This is a genomic window from Ramlibacter sp. (assembly GCF_035627355.1).
Taxonomy (GTDB): domain Bacteria; phylum Pseudomonadota; class Gammaproteobacteria; order Burkholderiales; family Burkholderiaceae_C; genus Ramlibacter.
This window is the reverse complement of sequence record NZ_DASPLW010000068.1, coordinates 1-22,268: the sequence shown is the minus strand read 5'-3', so window position 1 is coordinate 22,268 and position 22,268 is coordinate 1. Positions and strand designations below refer to the sequence as shown.

Genomic DNA, 22,268 nt, shown 5'->3' with positions numbered 1-22,268 from the left:
TCACCAAACCCTTCACCAAAGACCAGCTGCTGCAGGCCGTTCAGCAGTTCGGCAACGTTCAACAGGAAGTGCAGTGATGCCCATTCGAAAAATCCTCGTCGTCGACGACTCCAAGACGGAACTGGTGTTCCTCTCCGACCTGCTCCAGAAGAACGGCTTCGCCGTCAAGACGGCCGAGAACGCCGAAGACGCGATGCGCCGCCTCGAGGAAGACCAGCCCGACCTGATCCTCATGGACGTGGTCATGCCCGGCCAGAACGGCTTCCAGCTCACGCGCGCCATCGCCCGCGACCCGCAGTACGCCGCGATCCCGATCATCCTGTGCACCAGCAAGAACCAGGAGACCGATCGCGTCTGGGGCATGCGCCAGGGCGCGCGCGACTACATCACCAAGCCGGTCGACGCCAGCGAGCTGATGTCCAAGATCAAGGCGCTGGGCTGAGCCCGCCCTGCCGCCGTCCATGGCCAACCGCGAAGCGCTGCGCGAACTCCAGACCCGCCTGGCCGACCGCCTGCAGGCGGCGCGTGCCGAAGGCGTGCAGGCATCGTGGCTGGCGGTGGAGGCAGCCGGGGTTCGCTATTTGTTCCCGCTGGCCCAGGCTGGCGAGATCTTCCCCTTCGCCCAGCCGCAGCACGTGCCCTATACCCAGCCCTGGTTCCTGGGCGTGGCCAACCTGCGCGGCGGGCTGTACGGCGTGATCGACCTGGCCGCGTTCGCCAGCGGCCGGCCGCCGGCGATGCGCACCGAGGCCGGCCGCGCCGATTCCCGCCTCGTGGCACTGAACGCCGCGCTGGAGGTCAACTGCGCACTCCTGATCGACCGCCTGGCCGGCCTGCGCAACCTGGAGGCCTTCGCCTCCTCCAGCGAACCCGCCGAGGGCTCGCCGGCCTGGTTCGGCAGCACCTACACCGATGCGGCCGGCGTGCAGTGGCAGGAGATCAACCTGCAGGCGCTGTCCCAGCATCCCCAGTTCCTCAGCATCAGCGCTTGAGGCATCCCTGAAGGCCTTGCAACCATGTCCGTCGTCGACCAACTGAAGAACCTCCTCGCCAAGAAGAAACCGGAGGAAGCCGCCGCCGAAGCCGCGGCGGGCCAGGCGCCGGCCGATCCGCTCGCCGGCAGCACGCTCGACGTGGGAGAGCAGGTGCTGTCCGAGGGCGAGGTCGACAGCGTGGAAGGCCCCGAGTCGATCGATGCCGCCGAGCAGGCCGCCGAGGGCGAGCGGGTCAGCGTCCCGCTGCTGGGGCGGCGCACCATCGCCACCCACCAGCGCACGCTGTTCACGCTGCTGGCTGCGTCGCTGGTGGTGCTGGGTTCGGTGGCCGTGTTCGCGGTCAACCAGGGCGACAAGGTCGCGCAGCAGGTGAAGAACACGGGCGACTCGCTGACCCAGTCGCAGCGGCTGGCCAAGTCGGTCGCGCAGGCGCTGGTCGGCAGCGAGCAGGCCTTCGGCGAAGTGCGCGACAGCGCCAACGTGCTGGCCCGTTCGGTGCGCGGCCTGCGGTCCGGCGACAGCGCCCTGCGCCTGGACCCGGTTGCCGTGGAGTTCCAGCCCGACATGGACAAGATCGTGCCGCTGATGGAGCGCGCCGAGAAGAACGCCGGCGTGGTGCTGGGCCAGCAGAAGATCCTGACCCAGGTGGGCACCGCCCTGCGCACCATCAACCGCCAGTCGTCGGACCTGCTGGAGATCGCCGAGACGATCTCCTCGCTCAAGCTGCAGCAGAACGCGTCCGCCGCCGAGATCTCCGCGGCCGGCCAGCTCGTGATGCTGACGCAGCGCATCGGCAAGTCGGCCAACGAATTCATGACCGCCAGCGAGGGCCTGTCGCCCGAGGCGGTGTTCCTGCTCGGCAAGGACCTGAACTCGTTCAAGGAGATCGCGCAGGGCCTGCTGGACGGCAGCCCCGAGCTGCGGCTGCCCGGCACCAAGGACGCGCAGACCCGCGAGCGGCTGGAGTCGCTGCTCAAGGTCTATGAGGAAACCCGCAGCCAGGCCAGCGCCATCCTGGGCAACCTGCAGGGCCTGGTGTCCGCGCGCGAGGCGCAGGCCGCGATCATTGCCGACTCCGAGCCGCTGCGCCGCGCGATGGAGGAACTGCAGGGCAAGCTGTCGCTGCAGACCGGCCTGGGCGCCGGCGCCATCGCGGCCCTCGCGCTCGCGGCCGGCTTCGCCATCCTGTGCTCGATCGGCCTCGCCTACGTGCAGCTGCAGGACAGCCGCAAGCGCCAGGAAACGGCCGAGCAGCAGCGCCAGGAAGCCGAGCGCCAGGAACAGGAAGCCAAGCGCGTCAACGACGCCAACCAGGCCGCCATTCTCCGGCTGATGAACGAGTTGCAGACGGTGGCCGAAGGCGACCTGACGCAGGAAGCCACCGTGACCGAGGACATCACCGGCGCCATCGCCGACTCGGTGAACTACACGGTGGAGGAACTGCGCCAGCTGGTGGGCAACGTGCAGAACACGGCCACCAAGGTGGCGCAGACCACGGCGCAGGTGGAGAACACCTCCACCGAGCTGCTGGCGGCGTCCACCGAGCAGTTGCGCGAGATCCGCGAGACCGGCCAGTCCGTGCTCGACATGGCCGGCCGGATCAACCAGGTGTCCGGCCAAGCGCAGGAATCGGCCCAAGTGGCGCGCCAGTCGCTGCAGGCCGCCGAGTCCGGCCTGCAGGCCGTGCAGAACGCCATCGGCGGCATGAACGCGATCCGCGACCAGATCCAGGAGACCTCCAAGCGGATCAAGCGGCTGGGCGAGTCGTCCCAGGAGATCGGCGAAATCACCGAACTGATTTCCGACATTACCGAGCAGACCAACGTGCTCGCCCTGAACGCCGCCATCCAGGCCGCGTCGGCCGGCGAAGCCGGGCGCGGCTTCTCGGTGGTGGCGGAAGAAGTGCAGCGGCTGGCCGAACGCTCGGCCGACGCCACGCGCCAGATCGCGGCGCTGGTGAAGGCCATCCAGACCGACACGCAGGACGCGGTGGCCGCCATGGAGCGCTCCACCCAGGGCGTGGTCGAAGGGGCCAAGCTGTCCGACAACGCCGGCACCGCGCTGACCGAGATCGACCAGGTGTCGCGCCGCCTCGCCGAGCTGATCGAACAGATCTCCGCCTCGGCCTCCCGGGAAGCCGAATCGGCCAACGTGGTGGCCGGCAACATCCAGCACATCTTCGCCGTGACCGAGCAGACCGGCGAGGGCACGCGCTCGACGGCGCAGCAGGTGCGCGAGCTCTCGCGCATGGCCGAGGAGCTGCGGCAGTCGGTGGCGCGATTCAAGATCGCGTGACGGACGACGGATGACGACTGACCGGTTCGTCATCCGCCACCCAGCGCAGCGAAGCCATTTGCCATGAGCCCCATGCAAGCAGCAACCGACATCGACCTGTCGACCCAGGACCTCGGGCCGCTGGCCTGGGTGCTCGACGAACTGCGCAAGTCGCTCGAGACCGCGTCGGCGGCCCTGCGGCGCTTCGTGCGCGACGCCGCCCTGGCGCGCGGCCAGGACATGGCCTCGGTCGACGACGGCCAGTTGCGCATCGCCCGCCAGCAGCTGCACCAGGCGGTCGGCGCGCTGGAGATGGTGGGCCTGGGCGCCCCCGCGCTGATCCTGCGCGCCATGGAAGCGGCGGTGCAGAAGTTCGTCGAGCGTCCCGAGCTGTGCAGCGAAGCGGCGGCGGCGAAGGTCGACCGGGCGGGCTTCGCGCTGGCCGAGTTCCTCGAGAGCGTGCTGCACGGCAAGAGCATCTCGCCGGTCGCGCTGTTCCCCCAGTACAAGGACGTGCAGGAGCTGGCCGGCGGCGACCGTCTCCACCCGGCCGACCTGTGGGTGATCGACTGGCGCTGGCTGGAGCCGGAAACGCCGGCGGCCGCCGAGGCGCTGGCCTATGACGCGGCGCTGCGCTCCCGCATGGACCAGGCCGTCCTGCGCATCGTCAAGAGCGCCGATCCGGCGGCGGCCGCCGAACTGGCCGACATCTGCACGGGGCTGGCCACCGGGCAGCAGGCTAGGCAGCCGCGCATCTTCTGGAAGCTGGCGGCGGCGTACTTCGAGGCGATGGCGCTCGGCCTGCTGCCGGCCGACGTCTACGTCAAGCGCGGCGGCTCCCGCGTGCTGCTGCAGTACGCCAGCCTGGCCAAGGGCGAGCTGGGCGTATCCGACCGGCTCGCGCAGGACCTGCTTTTCTTCTGCTGCCAAGCGGTGCCGCCGGCCGGTGTCGCGGCGCCGTCGCTGGCGGCGGTCCGTGCGGCCTGGGGGCTGGACCGGTTCACGCCGGTCGACTACCAGACGGCGCAGTTCGGCCGGTTCGATCCGGCCCTGCTGTCGCAGATCCGCAAGCGCATCGCGGCCGGCAAGGAGAGCTGGTCGGCCGTGTCCGGCGGCGACCCCGGCAAGCTCAAGGCCGTCGGGGAGCAGTTCCACCAGATCGGCGACGTGCTGACCCGGCTGCATCCGCCCAGCGCGCCGCTGGCCCGCAGCCTGGGCGCCGCCGTCGAGGCCGTGGTTCGTTCCGGCCGGCCGCCGCAGCCCGAACTGGCCATGGAAGTGGCCACCGCCGTGCTGTACCTGGAGGCGGCCTTCCAGGACCTGGATCCGACCGACTCGCAACTCGCGTCGCGCACCGCGCGGCTGGCCGAGCGGCTCGAACAGGTTTCCCGATCGGGCCACGCCCTGGCCCTGGAACCCTGGATGGAGGAGCTGTACCGCCGGGTCAGCGACCGGCAGACCATGGGCAGCGTGGTGGGCGAACTGCGCGGCACGCTGGCCGAGCTGGAGAAGCTGCTCGACGCCTTCTTCCGCAACCCGCAGGACAAGGGGCCGCTCGCCAATGCGCCCAGTCACCTGCTGCAGATGCGCGGCGTGCTGTCCGTGCTCGGCCTGGAGCAGGCCAGCCAGGCGGTCGCGCGGATGCGCGAGACGGTCGAGGCCATCATCGACACCGAGATCGACGAGGCGCAGGTCCACCAGGCCGGCACCTTCGAGAAGCTGGGCAACAACCTGGGTGCGCTCGGCTTCCTGATCGACATGCTGAACTACCAGCCGGCGCTGGCCAAGAAGCTGTTCGTCTATGACGACGCCCATGGCGAGCTACGCCCGCTGATGGGACGCGCCGAGGCGCCGGCGCAGTACCTGGGCCTGGAGGGCGAGGCGGCCATGCCGCAAGCCGCCGCCGCACCCGCCGCCGCCGCGGTCGTGCCTGCATCCGTGCCGCTTGCGGCCGCTGCCGCACCAGCTGTGGTACAGCCGGCGATCGCCGTGGCTGCTGCCCCTGCCGTCGCTCCGGCTCCGGCACCGGTAGACGAAGACGACGCCGAACTGCGCGAGATCTTCCTGGAGGAAGCGCGCGAGGTCGTCGGGAATGGTCTGGCCGCGGTCGAGGCGCTGGCCGCCAACCCCGCCGACGTCGGCGAGCTCACCACCTTGCGCCGGGCGTTCCACACCCTCAAGGGCAGCTCGCGCATGGTGGGTTTGAACGAGTTCGGCGAAGCCGGCTGGGCGATGGAGCAGGTGCTCAACACCTGGCTGGCCGACCAGAAGCCGGCCTCGGACGACCTGCGCACCCTGTCCGGCGAGGCCCTGCGGGGCTTCGGCCGCTGGATCGAGGACATCGCGGCGCGCACCGACGCGGCCTGGAAGTCGGCCATGTTCCGTGGCCCGGCCGATGCGTTCCGCACCGAAGCGCGCTTGCTGGCGCTGGTGCTGCCCGGCGACGCGCCGACGGCACAGGCCACAGCGCCGGCCGACGCGGCATCGCCCTCCGTGCCCTCCGTGCCAGAGGCGCTGGGGGTGCCAGCGGTACCGGAAGTGCCAGCGGTGCCCGATGCACCGGAAGTGCCCGCCGAGGCTGCGGCCCCGGACGCCATCGCCTTCGACCTCGCGCCCGAACCGGCTGCCGCTGCGGCCGAAGGGCCCGATCTCGCCGCCATCGACTTCGGCGATCTCTCGCCTGCGACGGGCGGCGAAACGGCCGCGGTCGAGCCGTCGGCCGACATGCCGGCGCCGGAAGCCTTGCCCGCGTTCGACCTCGACTTCGGCAGCGAAGCGCCGGCAGCGCCGCCGGTCGAGGCCGAGAACCCGCAGCTCGCCACCACGCAGACGATCCAGGTGCCGGTCGAGGCGCCGCCGACGCCGGAAGTCCCGCCTGCCTTCGACCTCGACTTCGGCAGTGAAGCGCCGGCAGCGCCGGCGGCCGAGCTCGAGGACCCGCAGTTCGCCACCACCCAGACCATCCGGGTGCCGGTCGAGGAGGCGCAGGCGCCTACCGCACCGGAGCTGCCGGCCGATTTCGTGCTGGACCTAGGGACTACGGAAGCCCCGGCGCCTGCGGCTCCCGCCGAAGCGCCGGCCGAGTTCGAGCGCATCGACTTCACGAGCCTGGGTGCCTTGTCCGGTGCCGCGCCTGCGCCCGCACCCGCGGCACCGGCCAGCGAAGCCGACGCCGAAGCCGACCCCGAACCCGCGTTCGAGATCGAACTGCCGGCGAGCCCGGTCGAGCCGATGGCGGCTGATCCGGTGCCCGAGGAAGTTGTTGCTGCCGATCCGCAACCGACTGAAACGGCTGCGACCGAGCCGACCGAAGCAACTGCTACCGAAGCGGCTGCGACCGAACCGACTGTCGAAGCGGCTGGGACCGAGCCGGCCGGCGAAGCGGCTGGGACCGAGCCGGCCGGCGAAGCGCCCGCCGACGAGTGGCCCGCGGACTTCGCCTCCGCCGACGTCGAGGTCATCGAAGTCACGGCGTCCGCCCAGCCGGCCGAGGCCGGGGCCAGCGCCTGGGGCGTCCTCGAATCCGCCGCCGCGCCCCTGGACGACCAGACTAAGGTCATAGGCACGCTGCGCATCGGCATCCCGCTCTACAACGTCTACCTGAACGAAGCCGACGAGTGGTCCCGGCGCCTCGAACAGGAGCTGGGCGAGTGGGCGCTGCAGGTCAGCGAGCCCGTCCCGGATTCGGTGGTCGGGCTGGCCCATGCGCTGGCCGGCAGTTCGGCCACGGTCGGCTTCCACGCGCTGTCCGACGTCGCCCGCGCGCTGGAAAGCGCGCTGCAGCACGCCCAGACACTGGCCTGGGGCACGCAGCAGCACGGCCGCACCTTCGTCCGCGCGACGGCCGAGATCCGCCGCCTGCTGCACCAGTTCGCCGCCGGTTTCCTGAAGGAGGCCGACCCGGCCGTGGCCGAGGCGCTGGCCGCGCTGGACCAGCTCGAGGTGCCGCGGCGCGCCGAACTGGCCGACAGCGGGCGCGGCGGCCTCGAGGGACTGGATCTCGACGAGCCGTTCGAACCGGCCGACCTCACCGCGCCGGCAGCAGCCACGGCCGCCAGCCCGGCCGCCGAGCGGCCGCAACCGGTGGACGGACCGGCGCCGCACTTCGACGGCGAGGGCGACGAGGACGACATCGACGTCGCCGACGCGATCGACCCCGACCTGTTCCCGATCTTCGAGGACGAGGCGGTCGAACTGTTCCCGCGCATGGGCGCGGCGCTGCGCCAGTGGGCGCAGCAGGGCCAGCGTGGCGGCCGCGACGAAGTGCTGCGCGCGCTGCACACCCTCAAGGGCAGTGCCCGCCTGGCCGGCGCGCTGCGGCTGGGCGAGATGGCCCACCGCATGGAGTCGGTCGTCGAGACCATCCCGGTGGAAGCGCCGGCCGCCGAAGTCGAGCCGCTGCTGCACCGCTTCGACAAGCTGCAGGCGCGTTTCGACGCGCTGCGCACGAGCGCTGCCCAGCCGCCCGCGGAAGCACCGGCAGAGCCGGCCGTCGAGGCCGTGCAACTGGCCGAGCCAGCGGCGCCGGCCGCGCCCGCCGCGGGCCGCGCGGTACTGGCCGCACCGGTCACCACCCAGCTGGCGCCGCAGCGGGCCTCCGCCAGCCATGCGGTGCGGGTGCGTTCCCAGCTGCTCGACCGGCTGGTGAACCAGGCCGGCGAGGTGATGATCACCCGCTCCCGGCTGGAGAACGAGCTGCGCAACCTGCGTGGCTCGCTGCAGGACCTCACCGGCGGCCTGGACCGGCTGCGCAGCCAGCTGCGCGACATCGAGCTGCAGGCCGAGACGCAGATGCAGTCGCGGCTGGCGCAGTCGCGCGATTCGGCCGCCTTCGACCCGCTGGAGTTCGACCGCTTCACCCGGGTACAGGAACTCACCCGCATGATGGCCGAGTCGGTCAACGACGTGGCCACGGTGCAGCGCAACCTGCAGCGCGCGGTGGAAGCGACCGAGGACGACCTGATCGCGCAGGCGCGCCAGACCCGCGAGTTGCAGCGCGACCTGCTGCGCACGCGCATGGTGGAGTTCGACGGCATCTCCGATCGCCTGTACCGGGTGGTGCGGCTGGCCTCCAAGGAGACCGGCAAGCAGGTCAAGCTGGACATCACCGGCGGCTCCATCGAGATGGACCGCGGCGTGCTCGACCGCATGACGCCGGCCTTCGAGCACCTGCTGCGCAACTGCGTGGCGCACGGCATCGAGGACGCCGCCACGCGGCTGGCGGCCGGCAAGGAAGCCGCCGGCGCGATCCAGGTCGACGTCAGCCAGGAAGGCAACGACGTCTCGGTGGAGTTCCGCGACGACGGCGCCGGCCTCGACCTGGCGCGCATCCGCGACAAGGCGCTCAAGCAGGGGCTGATCACCCCGGCCCAGCAGCTGACCGAGGCCGATGCCGCCAACCTGATCTTCATGCCCGGCTTCTCCACCGCGGCGGAAGTGACCGAGCTGGCCGGCCGCGGCATCGGCATGGACGTGGTGCGCTCCGAGGTCAACGCCCTCGGCGGCCGCATCGAGACCGTCACCCAGCGTGGCCAGGGCACCCGCTTCAAGCTGGTGCTGCCGCTGACCACCGCGGTGACGCAGGTGGTGATGGTGCGCAGCGGCAGTCTCTCGATCGGCGTGCCGGCCAACCTGGTGGAAATCGTGCGCCGGGCCAGCGCCAAGGAAGTCCAGCAGGCCTACAACAGCGGCCGCTTCGAGTTCGGCGGCGAGTCGCTGCCGTTCTTCTGGTCGGGCGCCCTGCTGCAGTCCTCGGCGCACAGCAGCGAGCCGCAGGCCCGGACGCTGCCGGTGGTGGTCTTCCGCAGCGCCGCGCAGCGCATCGCCGTGCACGTGGACGAAGTGCTGGGCAACCAGGAAGTGGTGGTGAAGAACCTGGGCCCGCAGCTGGCCCGCCTGCCCGGCCTGGCCGGCATGACGGTGCTGGCTTCCGGCGCCGTGGTCCTGATCTACAACCCGGTGGCCCTGTCCTCGGTGTATGGCGAGCAGGCGCGCCGGCTGAGCGCCGATCGCGCCCAGCCCGAGGTGCTGGAGCAGGCCGGCGGCGCGGCCGTCGCCGTGGCCGCCGCGCAGGCCGTCCCCCAGGTTCCGATGGTGCTGGTGGTGGACGACTCGATCACGGTGCGGCGGGTCACTCAGCGCCTGTTGCAGCGCGAAGGCTACCGGGTCGTGCTGGCCGCCGACGGCCTGCAGGCGCTCGAGCGGCTGGCCGAGGAGCGGCCGGCGGTGGTGCTGTCGGACATCGAGATGCCGCGCATGGACGGCTTCGACCTGGCGCGCAACATCCGCTTCGACCCCCGCTGGTCCGACCTGCCGATCGTCATGATCACCTCGCGCATTGCCGAGAAGCACCGCGAGCACGCGCGCGAGCTAGGCGTCAACCACTACCTGGGCAAGCCCTACTCGGAAGAGGAATTGCTGAGCCTGGTCCGGCACTACTGCACGGCAGCATCGTCGGCGACGCCGGCCTGAGCCCGGCGGGGTGGAGCGCGGCGGCGTGCGGGCTTTTTCGGGCGCCCGCCCGCCGCCCCTTGGCTAGAATCGGCGCATGCCGCCGGCAGGAGCCACGACCATGAACCTCACGCATCATTTCCTGATCGCGATGCCGGGGCTTCAGGACGAGTCCTTCGCCGGCAGCGTGGTCTACCTGTGCGAGCACAGCTCGCGCGGCGCGCTGGGGCTGGTGATCAACAAGCCCAGCGACATCAAGCTGAAGAACCTGTTCGACAAGGTCGACCTGCCGCTGGCGCGCGACGACCTGGCCGGCGCGCCGGTGTTCCAGGGCGGGCCGGTGCAGACCGAGCGCGGCTTCGTGCTGCACGAGGCCGTGATCGGCGACGAGGCCCAGCCCGACGAACCGGTCTACGCGTCCACCATGACCATCCCCGGCGGCCTGGAGATGACCACCTCCAAGGACGTGCTGGAGGCGCTGTCCACCGGCGCCGGCCCGCGCAAGGTGCTGGTCTCGCTCGGCTACTCGGCCTGGGGCGAGGGCCAGCTCGAATCGGAGCTGGCCGAGAACAGCTGGCTCACGGTCGCCGCCGACCCGCAGGTGATCTTCGATACGCCGGTCGAGCAGCGCTACGACAAGGCGCTGCAGTTGCTGGGCCTGCAGTCCTGGATGCTGTCGCCCGAGGCCGGCCACGCATGAGCGTGCCCCCGCGCCCCGACGTACCCCGCCACTTCACCACCTTTCTTGCCTTCGATTACGGTGCCCGGCGCACCGGCGTGGCCGTGGGCAACCGGCTGCTGCGCACCGCCACGCCGCAGCCGACGATCCGGGCCGAGGGCCGCGCGCGGCTGGATGCGGCCGAACAGCGGGTGCGCGAGTGGCATCCCGATGCCCTCGTGGTCGGCGTGCCTTTCCACCCCGACGGTGCGCCGCACGAGAATACCGCCCGGGCGCAGCGCTTCGGACGCCAGCTGGCGGCGCGGGTGAAGCTGGCCGTCTACGAAGTCGACGAGCGCTACAGCACCACCGAGGCGATCGCCGGCGGCGCGGCCGATGCCGACGCCGCGGCTGCCTGCATCATCCTGGAACAGTTCCTGAGGAGCATCGAATGAGCCCCGCACGGCCGCCCGAAGGGGCTCGCACCGCAGCGCGTAGCGCGGAGGTATCCCATGACTGAATTGCGGCTGGACGCCGAGGCGCTGTACCGCGAGCTGCTGCGCGGCGTGCCGGCGTTGCGCGGCCCGGCGGGCCGGCTGGTGGGCATCACCTCGGGCGGGGCCTGGCTGGCGCAGCGGCTGCAGCAGGACCTGGGGCTGGAAGGGCAGGCCGGCACGATCTCCTCGTCCATGCACCGCGACGACTTCGCGCAGCGCGGCCTGTCGGCCTCGGGCGCGCAGACCATGCTGCCGTTCGACGTGGACGGCGCCCACATCGTCCTGCTGGACGACGTGCTCTACACCGGGCGCACGCTGCGCGCCGTGCTCAACGAACTGTTCGACTACGGCCGGCCCGCCAGCGTGAAGCTGGCCGTGCTGGTGGACCGGGGCGGGCGCGAACTGCCGGTGCAGGCCGACTTCGCCGCCGCCCGGGTGACCCTGCCCGACACGCAGTCGCTGCAGCTCGCGCGCGACGACCAGGGCCGCTTCAGCTTCCAGGTGAATTGATGCTCTATCGACGCAATCCGCAGTTGAACCGCAACGGCGAACTGGTCCACCTCCTGTCGGTGGAAGGGCTGCCGCGCGACATCGTGACCCACATCCTCGACACGGCGGAGAAGTTCGTCGGCGTCAGCGCCCGCGAGGTCAAGAAGGTGCCGCTGCTGCGCGGCAAGAGCGTGTTCAACCTGTTCTTCGAGAACAGCACCCGCACCCGCACCACCTTCGAGATCGCGGCCACCCGGCTGTCGGCCGACGTGATCAACCTGGACATCGCGCGCTCCTCGGCCAGCAAGGGCGAGTCGCTGCTGGACACCATCGCAAACCTGTCGGCGATGGCGGCCGACCTGTTCGTGGTGCGCCACAGCGAATCGGGCGCGCCCTACCTGATCGCGCAGCACGTGGCACCGCACGTGCACGTGATCAACGCCGGCGACGGCCGCCACGCGCACCCCACCCAGGGGCTGCTCGACATGTACACCATCCGCCACTACAAGAAGGACTTCTCCAACCTGACGGTGGCGATCGTCGGCGACGTGCTGCATTCGCGGGTGGCGCGCTCGGACATCCACGCGCTGACCACGCTCGGCTGCGCCGAGGTGCGGGTGGTCGGCCCCAAGACGCTGGTGCCGGGCGACATGGCGCAGATGGGCGTACGGGTGTGCCACACGCTGGAGGAGGGCATCCGCGGCTGCGACGTGGTGATCATGCTGCGGCTGCAGAACGAGCGCATGAGCGGCGCGCTGCTGCCCTCGTCGCAGGAGTTCTTCAAGAGCTTCGGCCTGACGCCCGACAAGCTGCGGCTGGCCAAGCCGGATGCGATCGTGATGCACCCGGGGCCGATCAACCGCGGCGTCGAGATCGACTCCGCCGTGGTCGACGGCCAGCAGAGCGTGATCCTGCCGCAGGTGACCTTCGGCATCGCCGTGCGCATGGCGGTCATGAGCATAGTCGCCAGCAACGAGGCGTGAGAGCAAGATGAAGATCCTGATCAGGAACGGCCGGGTGATCGACCCGGCCAGCAATCGCGACGAGATCGCCGACGTGGCGCTGGCGGCCGGACGCATCGTGGCGATCGGCGGCACGCCGGCGGGCTTCAGCCCGTCGCGCACGCTGGATGCGCGCGGCTGCATCGTGGCCCCGGGGCTGGTCGACCTGGCGGTGCGGCTGCGCGAGCCCGGCCACGAGCACGAGGGCATGCTGGAGTCGGAGATGGCCGCGGCCGTGGCCGGCGGCGTCACCAGCCTGGTCTGCATGCCCGACACCGATCCGGTGCTGGACGAGCCGGGCCTGGTGGAGATGCTGCGCATGCGCGCCGAGAAGCTGCACCAGGCGCGGGTGTTCCCGCTCGGTGCGCTGACGCGCGGCCTGGCGGGCGAGGTGCTGACCGAGATGGCCGAACTCACCGAAGCCGGCTGCGTCGGCTTCAGCCAGGCCGAGACCAGCCTGGCCAACACCCAGGTGCTGCAGCGCGCGCTGCAGTACGCCGCCACCTTCGGCTACACGGTCTGGCTGCGCCCGCAGGAACTGCACCTGGGGCGGGGCGTGGCGGCCAGCGGCCCGCTGGCCACCCGGCTGGGGCTGCCCGGCGTGCCGGTAGCGGCGGAGACGATCGCGCTGCACACCATCTTCGAGTTGATGAAATCCAGCGGCACCCGCGTGCACCTGTGCCGCATCAGCAGCGCCGCCGGGGTGGAACTGGTGCGGCAGGCAAAGGACCAGGGCCTGCCCGTCACCTGCGACGTGAGCATCAACTCGCTGCACCTGACCGACACCGACATCGGCTACTTCGACAGCCGCATGCGGCTGTCGCCGCCGCTGCGCCAGCAGCGTGACCGCGACGCGCTGCGCGAAGGGTTGGCCGACGGCACCATCGACGCGCTGGTGTCCGACCACACCCCGGTGGACGAGGACGCCAAGACGCTGCCGTTCGCGGAAGCCGAGCCGGGCGCCACCGGCCTGGAACTGCTGCTGTCGCTGGGGCTGCGCTGGGGCCAGGAGAGCGGGGTCGGCCTGGCGCGCGCCCTCGCGGTGCTGACCAGCGAGCCGGCACGCGTGCTCGGCCCGGCGCTGGGCACGCTGGAGGCCAGTTGCGGCCGCCTGGCCGAGGGCGGCGTCGCCGACCTGTGCGTGTTCGACCCGCAGGCGCACTGGACCGTGGAACCGCCGGCGCTGCGCAGCCAGGGCAAGCACACGCCCTTCTCGGGCTACGAGCTGCCGGGCCGGGTGCGCTGGACCATCGCCGCCGGCCAGCTGGCCTGGGACGCCGGCACTCCCTCCGACTGACGATGCGATCGCTGCGCGCCGCGTGGCGGCTGCTGCGGGCGCTGCTGCACGCGCTGCGGGGTCTCGCGACCCTGCGCTTCGAGTTCCCGCGGCTGTCCGAAGAAGAGCGCCAGCAGCGCGTGCAGTCCTGGGCCCGCGGGATGCTGGAGGTGCTGGGCATCGCGCTGCAGGTGCGCGGCCAGCCGCCGCTGCGTGGCCCGGTGCTGCTGGTGTCCAACCACATCTCCTGGCTGGACATCCTGGTGCTGCACGCGGCCCGGCACTGCCGCTTCGTGTCCAAGGCCGACGTGAAGCGCTGGCCGCTGATCGGCGCGCTGGCGACCGGTGCCGGCACGCTGTACATCGAGCGGGAATCGCGGCGCGACGCGATGCGGGTGGTGCACCACATCGCCGCCAGCCTGCAGTCGGGCGACATCGTGGCCGTGTTCCCCGAGGGCACGACCAGCGACGGCATCGACCTGCTGCCGTTCCATGCCAACCTGATCCAGGCCGCCATCGCGGCGCCGGCGCCGGCCCAGCCCGTGGCGCTGCAGTTCATCGAGACCCGCACGGGCCGCATGAGCCTGGACCCCTGCTACATCGGCGACGACACGCTGGTGGCCTCGCTGTGGCGGACCCTGAACGGGCCCGCCATCACCGCCGTGGTGGCGTTCGGCCTGCCGCAGCACGCGCAGGATCGCGATCGCCGCCGCTGGGCAGGCGACCTTCGGGCGGCGGTGCAGCGGCTGCGCCAGGAAGGCTAGGGCGCCATCGGCGGCGCGCCGGCGCCGGAGCCGCGCTCGAAGGTGACCACGTGGTCCACCTCGGGCCGGATGCCGATCCACTCGCCGACCTTGTGGTCGTGGTGGCTGGGCACGTGCGCCATCACCATCTCGCCGGTGCCCAGCCGCAGCGTGTAGAGGAACTCCGAGCCCCGGAAGGCCTTGCGCACGATCTGCGCCTTCACCGGCGCATGGTCGTCGTGCACGATGTCGTCGGCGCGCAGCAGCACCTCGCACTGGCCGCCGCCGAACGCCGTCGGCAGCGGGCACTCGGCCACGTCGGTCAGCGAGCCCAGGGGCGTGTCCACCACCACCTGGCCGTCGACCTCGCGCAGCGTGGCCGGGGCGAACACCCCGTGGCCGATGAAGTCGGCCACGAAGCGGGTGCCGGGGCGGTGGTACAGGGTGTAGGCATCGTCCCACTGGTGCAGCCGGCCCTGGTGCATCACGCCGATGACGTCGCCGATGGCGAAGGCCTCGAGCTGGTCGTGGGTGACGAACAGCGCCGTGGTGCGTGCCGCCTTCAGGATGCCGCGGATCTCGTGCGCCAGCCGCTCGCGCAGCTCGACGTCCAGGTTGGAGAAGGGCTCGTCCAGCAGCAGCAGCTGCGGCCGCGGCGCCAGCGCGCGGGCCAGCGCCACGCGCTGCTGCTGGCCGCCCGACAGCTCGTGCGGCATGCGCCGCTCGACCCCGGCCAGGCCTACCAGCGACAGCACTTCGGCGACCCGGTCGGCGCGCTCGCCGCGCGCCAGGCGGCCCAGCCCGAAGGCGACGTTGCGTCCCACGTCCAGGTGCGGGAACAGCGCGTAGTCCTGGAACACCATGCCGATGCGCCGGGCCTCCGGCGGCCGGTGCACCTCGGGGCTCTCGACCACCTCGCCGGACAGGCGGACCTCGCCGCCGCTGGCCCGCTCCAGGCCGGCCACGGCCCGCAGCAGCGTGGTCTTGCCGCAGCCCGATGGCCCGATCAGCACGCCGATGCTGCCCTCGGGCAGGCCGAGCGAGACGTCGTCCACCGCCGGACGCTCCTGACCCCGGTAGCGGACGCTCACCCGCGACAGTTCGACGTGCATGAGTCCGATTTTAGATGAGTACAATTCTCATTTGCGTTGGCTTAGATCAAGCGCGGCCGAGGGCGAAGCCCGCCCAATCCCATCCATGTCCCTAGCGCGGCTGCAAGACCTCCTGCTGCTCGCCCTGGCCGCCCTGATCGTGCTGCCGGTGGTCACCGTCATCGCGTCCTGGCTGCAATGGGATGCGCACAGCGCCGGCATCCTGCGCGAGATGGCAGCGACGGTGCTGCCCGGCTACACGGTCACCAGCCTGGGCCTGTGCGTCGCAGTCGGCGTTGGCGTCGCGGTGGTCGGCATGGCCTCGGCAGCCGCCGTCACCCTGTTCGACTTTCCCGGCCGGCGCTTCTTCGAGTGGGGCCTGCTGCTGCCGCTGGCGGTGCCCTCGTACGTGGTGGCCTACGCGTACACCGACTTCCTGCAGTTCAGCGGACCGCTCCAGACCTGGCTGCGGACGGCCTTCGGGCTGGAAGGCCGCGTGTTCCCCGAGATCCGCAACGTGGCCGGCGCCACCGTGGTCTTCGTCTTCACGCTGTACCCCTACGTCTACCTGCTGGCGCGCGCGGCGCTGGCCGAGCGCGCCACCCAGCTCATGGAAGCGGCGCGGCTGCTCGGCGCGCCGTTGCGCACGCGGGTGCTGCGGGTCGCGCTGCCGCTGGCGCGCCCGGCGGTGGCGGCCGGCGTCGCGCTGGCGCTGATGGAGACCCTGGCCGACTTCGGCGTGGCCAGCTATTTCGGGATCACCACCTTCACCACCGGCATCTACAAGGCCTGGCTGGCGATGGACAACCGCATTGCCGCGGCCCAGCTCTCGACCACGCTGCTGCTGGTGGTGGTCGTGCTGCTGGCCCTGGAGCAGCGGGCGCAGCACCGCATGCGCTTCGCCGCGGCGCGCGGCGGGCGAGCCGGCTCGGGCGAGGCACAACCGGTGCCGCTGGCCGGCCGACGCGCGCTGGCGGCCATTGCCCTCTGCGCGCTGCCGGTGCTCATGGGCTTCGTGCTGCCCGTGCTGTTCATGCTGCGGCCGCTGCTGGCCGATTGGTCGGCGCTGCCCTGGGACCGCTTCATGCAATGGGCCGGCAACAGCGTGCGGCTGGGCGGCATCAGCGCGGTGCTGGCGGTCGCCATCGCCATGCTGCTGGCCTACAGCCTGCGCCGCAGCGGCGACGCGGTGACGCGCGGCGTGGTGCGGCTGGCCGGGCTGGGCTACGCCATCCCCGGCGCGGTGATCGTGGTCGGGCTGCTGCTGCCGGTCGGCTGGCTGCAGCGGACGGCGCCCGATACGCCGACGGTCTACTGGGTGACCGGCACCGCGATGGGCATCGTCTGGGCCTACCTGGTGCGGTTCATGTCGGTCGCGCTGCAGTCCATGCAGAGCGGCTATGCGCGCATACCGGCCAGCTTCGACGACTCGGCGCGCATGCTGGGCACCGGCCGGCTGGCGCTGCTGGCCCGGGTGCACTGGCCGCTGCTGCGGCGCTCGGCCGCGGCTGCGGCACTGCTGGTGTTCGTGGACGTGATGAAGGAACTGCCCGCCACGCTGCTGCTGCGGCCCTTCAACAGCGACACGCTGGCCGTGGTGGCCTACCAGCTCGCACGCGACGAGCGCCTCGGTGAAGCGGCGCTGCCTTCGCTGGCGCTGGTGCTGGTGGGGCTGCTGCCGGTGATCCTGCTCAGCCGGGCGCTGCGGTCGCGCTGAGCGCGCACGAGCGCCGCTTCAGCTCAGACCTCTTCCTCCGCCTCGTAGTAGCGGCGCAGGCTCTGCTTTCGGAAGACGATCTCGCCCGTGGGCACGTGGACGACGCGGATTTCCTGGCCGCCCGGCCGGGTGCTGCTCTTGGCCGCGAGCGTGATGGCGAGCGCGCGGTCGCTCACGAAGTACTGCTGCGCACCGCAGGTCGGAAGCAGGCAACTGGCGATCGGGTAACTGCTTTCGATGCGGTAGTCGGCTGATGTCATGCGGAGGTCCTCTCTGTCTTTTGTCATGCATCCGGATGCGGAACCTGCTGGTGGCCGCTCCGGAACCAATGCCTGCGATGCAGCTTATCGACGGGCGCTGGCCTGTCTGTAGGACGCCACCGCGTGGCCACAATGCCCAGGATGGGAGCAGGCCTCACGGGTTTGTCACGACGCTGTCACGACGACCGAATGTCCGGTCACGTCACGCGTGATCGCGGACCTGCTCGGCGGCCGACTTGCAGCGTGAATGCGGCGAGTCGGTGCGGCTGAAGGGACGATGCGGGCGCCGGCGGATGGCAGCCGGGCTGCGGTGGGTGGCGCCCCCGGCAGGAATCGAACCTGCATCTAGCGCTTAGGAGGCGCTCGTTCTATCCATTGAACTACGGCGGCGGAGCGCGCCATTGTAGGGGGCGGGCGCTGGGAGCGATTGGTGCGCAGCGGGGGAGCGGCGAGGGTGACTTCGCGCGTGTAGCGTGGCTCGGAGGTCGTGCCAGTGCGCGGTGCGCGCTGGATCCCCGCCTGCGCGGGGATGACTTCGCTCACTCCGTTCGCGAAGTCACTTCGACAGCAGGCGCATGGCCTCTTCCAGGCCCTTGATGGTCAGCGGGTACATGCGCTGGTTCATCAGCTGCTGGATCACCGAGATCGACTGCCGGTATTGCCACACGCCCTGGGGTTCCGGGTTGATCCAGGCGAACTTGGGGAAGGCGTCCGTCAGGCGCTGCAGCCATTCGGCGCCGGCTTCCTCGTTGTTGTATTCGACGCTGCCGCCGGGCTGCAGGATCTCGTACGGGCTCATCGTCGCATCGCCGACGAAGATGAGTTTGTAGTCCTTGTTGTACTTGCGGATGATGTCCCAGGTCGGGAACTTCTCCGAGAAGCGCCGGCGGTTGTTCTTCCACATGAAGTCGTAGACGCAGTTGTGGAAGTAATAGAACTCCAGGTGCTTGAACTCGGCCTTGGCGGCCGAGAACATTTCCTCGACGCGGTGGATATGCTCGTCCATGGTGCCGCCCACGTCCATCAGCAGCAGCACCTTCACGTTGTTGTGCCGCTCCGGCACCATCTTGATGTCCAGCCAGCCGGCATTGGCGGCGGTGGACTTGATGGTGTCGTCGAGGTCCAGTTCCTCCTCGGCACCCTCGCGCGCGAACTTGCGCAGCCGGCGCAGCGCCACCTTGATGTTGCGCGTGCCCAGTTCCTGGCTGTCGTCGTAGTCCTTGTAGGCGCGCTGGTCCCAGACCTTGACCGCGCTGCGGTTGCGCCCCTTGTCCTGGCCGATGCGGATGCCCTGCGGGTTGAAGCCGTAGGCGCCGAACGGCGAGGTGCCGCCGGTGCCGATCCACTTGCTGCCGCCCTCGTGGCGCTCCTTCTGCTCCTCGAAGCGCTTCTTCAGCGTCTCCATGAGCTCGTCCCAGCCCATCTTCTCGATCTTCGCCTTCTCCTCCGGCGACAGCTCGAGCTCCAGGTTCTTGCGCAGCCACTCCAGCGGGACGTCCTTGGTGAAGTCGGCCACCAGCTCCACGCCCTTGAAGTAGGCGGCGAAGGCGCGGTCGAACTTGTCGTAGTGCTTCTCGTCCTTGACCAGCGCGGTGCGCGACAGGTAGTAGAAGTCGTCGACCGAGTAGCCGTCCTCGCTGGCCGGCCCGACCACGCCTTCCTTCAGCGCCTCGAGCAGGACCAGGTATTCCTTGACGGACACGGGCAGCTTGGCGCTGCGCAGGGTGTAGAAGAAGTCGATCAACATCGCTGACTCCTCTCAGTGGCGCGGGCGGGCGAGCTGGTAACCCAGGTGCGCCTTCACGGCCGGCCACTCGCCGCGGATGATGCTGAACACCACCGTGTCGCGCAGCGAGCCGTCCGGCATCCGCATGTGGTTGCGCAGCACGCCGTCCTGTCTGGCACCCAGGCGCTCGATCGCATTGCGGCTCTGGTGGTTGAACCAGTGCGTGCGGAACTCCACGGCGATGCAGTCCAGCGCCTCGAACGCATGGGTGAGCAGCATCAGCTTGCACTCGGTGTTGAGGGCGGTGCGCTGGACGCTGCGGCGGTACCAGGTGGACCCGATCTCGACGCGGCGGTTGGCCGCATCGATGTTCATGTAGGTCGTCATGCCCGCGAAGCCGCCCTGGGCATCGCGCACCGCGAACGGCAGCATGGAGCCCTTGTCCTGCAGGCCGAGCCGGCGCTCGATCTCGGCGCGCATCTTGTCGTGGGCCGGGATGCTGGTGTACCAGAGCTTCCACAGCTCGCCGTCGCGCACCGCCTCGGCGGCTTCGGCTTCGTGCGCCAGTGACAGAGGCTCCAGCCTGGCGTGCCGGCCCTGCAGCGTGATCGGCGCGGCGAACGTCATGGCGCTCAGCGGTTGTGCCGCTGCATGAACACCAGTTTCTCGAACAGCGTCACGTCCTGCTCGTTCTTGAGGAGGGCGCCCACCAGCGGCGGCACGGCGACCTTGTCGTCCTTGGACTGCAGCGCCTCGAGAGGGATGTCCTCGGCCACGAGCAGCTTCAGCCAGTCGAGCAGCTCGGACGTGCTGGGCTTCTTCTTCAGGCCCGGCAGGTTGCGCACGTCGTAGAAGGTCTTCATCGCGGCCGACAGCAGCTCCTGCTTCAGGCCGGGGAAGTGCACCTCCACGATCTTCCTCATCGTGTCGGCGTCGGGGAACTTGATGTAGTGGAAGAAGCAGCGGCGCAGGAAGGCGTCGGGCAGTTCCTTCTCGTTGTTGGAGGTGATGAACACCAGCGGCCGGTGCTTCGCCTTGACCAGCTCGCGCGTCTCGTAGACGTAGAACTCCATGCGATCGAGCTCGCGCAGCAGGTCGTTCGGGAATTCGATGTCGGCCTTGTCGATCTCGTCGATCAGCAGCGCCACCGGCTGCTCGGCGGCGAAGGCCTGCCACAGCACGCCCTTGACGATGTAGTTGTGGATGTCCTTGACCTTCTCGTCCCCGAGCTGCGAGTCGCGCAGGCGGGAGACCGCGTCGTACTCGTACAGGCCCTGCTGCGCCTTGGTGGTGGACTTGATGTGCCACTGCAGCAGCGGCATGCCCAGCGCCTGCGCCACTTCCTCGGCCAGCATGGTCTTGCCGGTGCCCGGTTCGCCCTTGACCAGCAGCGGCCGCTTGAGGGTGATGGATGCATTGACCGCCAGCATCAAATCCTGCGTGGCGACGTAGTTCTGGGTGCCTTGGAACTTCATGGGGGGAATCATCGGGGCTGTTGAGGTGCCCCCTATAATCGATCGTTGATCTGGATCAGACGCTCGTCGATTGTGCGCTCAAAATGAATCAGTTGTTGACCACGCTCATGGCCCTGCTTGTCGCGTCTGCGACCGGGTTCGCACACGCACAGGCCGCGCCCGCCGCACCGGCGCCTGCGGCCGCACCCGCGGCCGCCACGCCGGCGAACCCCGCCGACCTGCAGGCCAAGATTGCGATGTGCCTGGGCTGCCACAACATCCCGGGCTACCAGGCCAGCTTCCCCGAAGTGCACAAGGTGCCGATGATCGCGGGCCAGAGCGCCGCCTACATCGAGGCCGCGCTGGCCGGCTACAAGACCGGTGAGCGCCGCCACCCGACCATGCGCGGCATCGCCGATTCGCTGTCGGAGCAGGACATCAAGGACGTCGCGGCCTACTACTCCAAGCTCGGGACCAACGAGCCGGTGGCCGAGAAGCCGAGCCGGGAGCCTGCCGCGCCGGTCGCGGCCCTGCTGCAGAAGGGCGCCTGCGTCTCCTGCCACGGCGTCAACTTCTCCAAGCCGATCGCCCCCAACTACCCGAAGATCGCCGGCCAGCACAAGGACTACCTGTTCGTCGCGCTGAAGTCGTACAAGGCCGATGCCAAGGGCCCGGTGGGCCGCGGCAACGCCGTCATGGGCGGCGTCGCCAAGCAGTTCAGCAACGCCGAACTCAAGGCCATGGCCGACTACATCGGCAGCCTGGACGGCGAGCTGGAGACGGTGCCGGAGTCCCGTTTCAAGTAAGCCGATACGCCAATAGCAGACAAGGCCCGCCTCTGGCGGGCCTTGTCTTTTGTGGGCGAGCCCGGCTCAGTCTTTCGTGGCCCTTCGCTGCACGCAGGCCACGTAGGCCTCGCCGTCCGGGGGCCGGCCGGCGCGCTGGCTTTCCCACAGCATCTGGCCCAGGCACTCCATGGCTTCGTGGTGCGCGTCGTGCAGCGAGCCGCGGCGGGCGGCCAGCAGTTCGACCGCCTGGCGGATGCCGCGCGGCTGGTCGATCGAGCACTGCTCGCTGATCGACAGGTGCATGGACAGGTGCAGGAAAGGGTTGGCCTGGCCGTCGCTGCCGTCGTAGACCCGGGCCACTGCCGCTTCGGCGTCGGCGAGGTCGGGGTCGTATTCCGGATGCTCCAGCAGCCACTGGCTGGCCAGCGTCTCCAGCGCGTCCAGCGGCTGCCCGGCGCGGGCCTTGGCATGGACGGCGCAGAAGAAGCGCCGCACATCCTGCTGGGAGGGGTTGAACATGGGCCGGAGGCTAACACCTCGGGCGTCGGCGAAAATCGCGGATTCGAGCTGCTATCGACGTCCCCGGAGCCCCCATGAGCCAGCAAGCCTTTATCTGCGACGCCATTCGCACCCCCTTCGGCCGCTACGGCGGCGCCCTGTCCTCGGTGCGCACCGACGACCTGGCCGCGCTGCCCATCCGGGCCCTGGTGGCGCGCAACCCCAAGGCCGACTGGCAGGCGGTCAGCGACGTGCTGTACGGCTGCGCCAACCAGGCCGGCGAGGACAACCGCAACGTGGCCCGCATGGCCGCGCTGCTGGCCGGGCTGCCGATCGAGGTGCCGGGCGCCA

Annotated in this window: 18 protein-coding genes, 1 tRNA gene and 2 pseudogenes; 14 read left to right on the top strand and 7 right to left on the bottom strand. The window is 70.4% G+C overall.

The window, feature by feature from the left end; translation table 11 throughout:
* The 11 genes and pseudogenes from VEC03_RS16920 to VEC03_RS16870 all read left to right on the top strand — a co-directional run.
* Positions 1 to 77 (top strand): annotated as a pseudogene (locus tag VEC03_RS16920) (response regulator); the annotation flags it as partial.
* On the top strand, positions 77 to 442 hold the full coding sequence (locus VEC03_RS16915) for a response regulator (RefSeq protein ID WP_324917790.1): 366 nt from the start codon (positions 77 to 79) through the stop codon (positions 440 to 442). The pseudogene VEC03_RS16920 and the gene VEC03_RS16915, both read left to right, overlap by 1 nt.
* A 19-nt stretch (positions 443 to 461) precedes the next feature.
* A complete protein-coding gene (locus VEC03_RS16910) occupies positions 462 to 992 on the top strand; it encodes a chemotaxis protein CheW (RefSeq protein WP_324917787.1) in 531 nt (176 codons plus the stop codon).
* A gap of 24 nt (positions 993 to 1,016) precedes the next feature.
* Complete coding sequence (locus VEC03_RS16905; protein WP_324917784.1) at positions 1,017 to 3,290, top strand: methyl-accepting chemotaxis protein; 2,274 nt, start codon at positions 1,017 to 1,019, stop codon at positions 3,288 to 3,290.
* 72 nt (positions 3,291 to 3,362) lie between these two features.
* Positions 3,363 to 9,740 carry an Hpt domain-containing protein gene (locus VEC03_RS16900; protein WP_324917781.1) on the top strand — a complete coding sequence of 2,126 codons (6,378 nt, stop codon included), beginning with the start codon at positions 3,363 to 3,365 and terminating at the stop codon, positions 9,738 to 9,740.
* Between the two features lie 76 nt (positions 9,741 to 9,816).
* A complete protein-coding gene (locus tag VEC03_RS16895) occupies positions 9,817 to 10,419 on the top strand; it encodes a YqgE/AlgH family protein (RefSeq protein ID WP_414708513.1) in 603 nt (200 codons plus the stop codon).
* Positions 10,416 to 10,832 (top strand): Holliday junction resolvase RuvX, encoded by a 417-nt coding sequence (gene ruvX, locus VEC03_RS16890; RefSeq protein WP_324917775.1) that lies wholly within the window; start codon positions 10,416 to 10,418, stop codon positions 10,830 to 10,832. Before VEC03_RS16895 ends, ruvX begins: the two co-directional genes overlap by 4 nt.
* 57 nt (positions 10,833 to 10,889) lie before the next feature.
* Positions 10,890 to 11,384, top strand: coding sequence for a bifunctional pyr operon transcriptional regulator/uracil phosphoribosyltransferase PyrR (pyrR, locus tag VEC03_RS16885; RefSeq protein ID WP_324917772.1), 495 nt, complete (start codon positions 10,890 to 10,892; stop codon positions 11,382 to 11,384).
* The gene (locus VEC03_RS16880; protein ID WP_324917770.1) at positions 11,384 to 12,346 is read left to right on the top strand and encodes an aspartate carbamoyltransferase catalytic subunit; all 963 of its coding nucleotides are present in this window, start codon (positions 11,384 to 11,386) and stop codon (positions 12,344 to 12,346) included. Before pyrR ends, VEC03_RS16880 begins: the two co-directional genes overlap by 1 nt.
* Before the next feature lie 7 nt (positions 12,347 to 12,353).
* Positions 12,354 to 13,661 (top strand): dihydroorotase, encoded by a 1,308-nt coding sequence (locus tag VEC03_RS16875; protein WP_324917767.1) that lies wholly within the window; start codon positions 12,354 to 12,356, stop codon positions 13,659 to 13,661.
* 2 nt (positions 13,662 to 13,663) lie between these two features.
* The gene (locus VEC03_RS16870) at positions 13,664 to 14,404 is read left to right on the top strand and encodes a lysophospholipid acyltransferase family protein (RefSeq protein ID WP_324917764.1); all 741 of its coding nucleotides are present in this window, start codon (positions 13,664 to 13,666) and stop codon (positions 14,402 to 14,404) included.
* On the opposite strand, the gene VEC03_RS16865 is transcribed toward VEC03_RS16870, so the two are convergent.
* Positions 14,401 to 15,495, bottom strand: a complete 1,095-nt coding sequence (locus tag VEC03_RS16865) for an ABC transporter ATP-binding protein (protein ID WP_324917761.1) — start codon at positions 15,493 to 15,495, stop codon at positions 14,401 to 14,403. The genes VEC03_RS16870 and VEC03_RS16865 overlap by 4 nt on opposite strands.
* Before the next feature lie 85 nt (positions 15,496 to 15,580).
* Between VEC03_RS16865 and VEC03_RS16860 the strand changes: the two genes are divergently transcribed.
* Positions 15,581 to 17,191, top strand: coding sequence for an iron ABC transporter permease (locus VEC03_RS16860; protein ID WP_324917758.1), 1,611 nt, complete (start codon positions 15,581 to 15,583; stop codon positions 17,189 to 17,191).
* A gap of 23 nt (positions 17,192 to 17,214) precedes the next feature.
* Here VEC03_RS16860 and VEC03_RS16855 read toward each other — a convergent pair whose 3' ends face one another.
* From VEC03_RS16855 to VEC03_RS16835, 5 genes are all read right to left on the bottom strand, one after another.
* The gene (locus VEC03_RS16855) at positions 17,215 to 17,451 is read right to left on the bottom strand and encodes a hypothetical protein (RefSeq protein WP_324917755.1); all 237 of its coding nucleotides are present in this window, start codon (positions 17,449 to 17,451) and stop codon (positions 17,215 to 17,217) included.
* Between the two features lie 315 nt (positions 17,452 to 17,766).
* Positions 17,767 to 17,841 (bottom strand) — tRNA-Arg (locus tag VEC03_RS16850).
* A gap of 166 nt (positions 17,842 to 18,007) precedes the next feature.
* Entirely contained in the window at positions 18,008 to 19,198 is a 1,191-nt protein-coding gene (locus tag VEC03_RS16845) for a VWA domain-containing protein (protein ID WP_324917752.1), read from the bottom strand.
* A 12-nt stretch (positions 19,199 to 19,210) separates the two neighbouring features.
* Positions 19,211 to 19,804 carry a GNAT family protein gene (locus VEC03_RS16840; RefSeq protein WP_324917749.1) on the bottom strand — a complete coding sequence of 198 codons (594 nt, stop codon included), beginning with the start codon at positions 19,802 to 19,804 and terminating at the stop codon, positions 19,211 to 19,213.
* A gap of 5 nt (positions 19,805 to 19,809) precedes the next feature.
* Positions 19,810 to 20,652 (bottom strand): MoxR family ATPase, encoded by an 843-nt coding sequence (locus VEC03_RS16835; RefSeq protein ID WP_324917746.1) that lies wholly within the window; start codon positions 20,650 to 20,652, stop codon positions 19,810 to 19,812.
* Positions 20,653 to 20,735: 83 nt separating this feature from the next.
* On the opposite strand from VEC03_RS16835, the gene VEC03_RS16830 reads away from it, so the two are divergent.
* Entirely contained in the window at positions 20,736 to 21,437 is a 702-nt protein-coding gene (locus VEC03_RS16830) for a c-type cytochrome (RefSeq protein ID WP_324917743.1), read from the top strand.
* A gap of 66 nt (positions 21,438 to 21,503) precedes the next feature.
* Here the strand turns inward: VEC03_RS16830 and VEC03_RS16825 are convergent, their stop codons facing one another.
* A complete protein-coding gene (locus VEC03_RS16825) occupies positions 21,504 to 21,938 on the bottom strand; it encodes a DUF1841 family protein (protein ID WP_324917740.1) in 435 nt (144 codons plus the stop codon).
* Between the two features lie 74 nt (positions 21,939 to 22,012).
* Here VEC03_RS16825 and VEC03_RS16820 point away from each other — a divergent pair.
* Positions 22,013 to 22,268 (top strand): annotated as a pseudogene (locus tag VEC03_RS16820) (3-oxoadipyl-CoA thiolase); the annotation flags it as partial.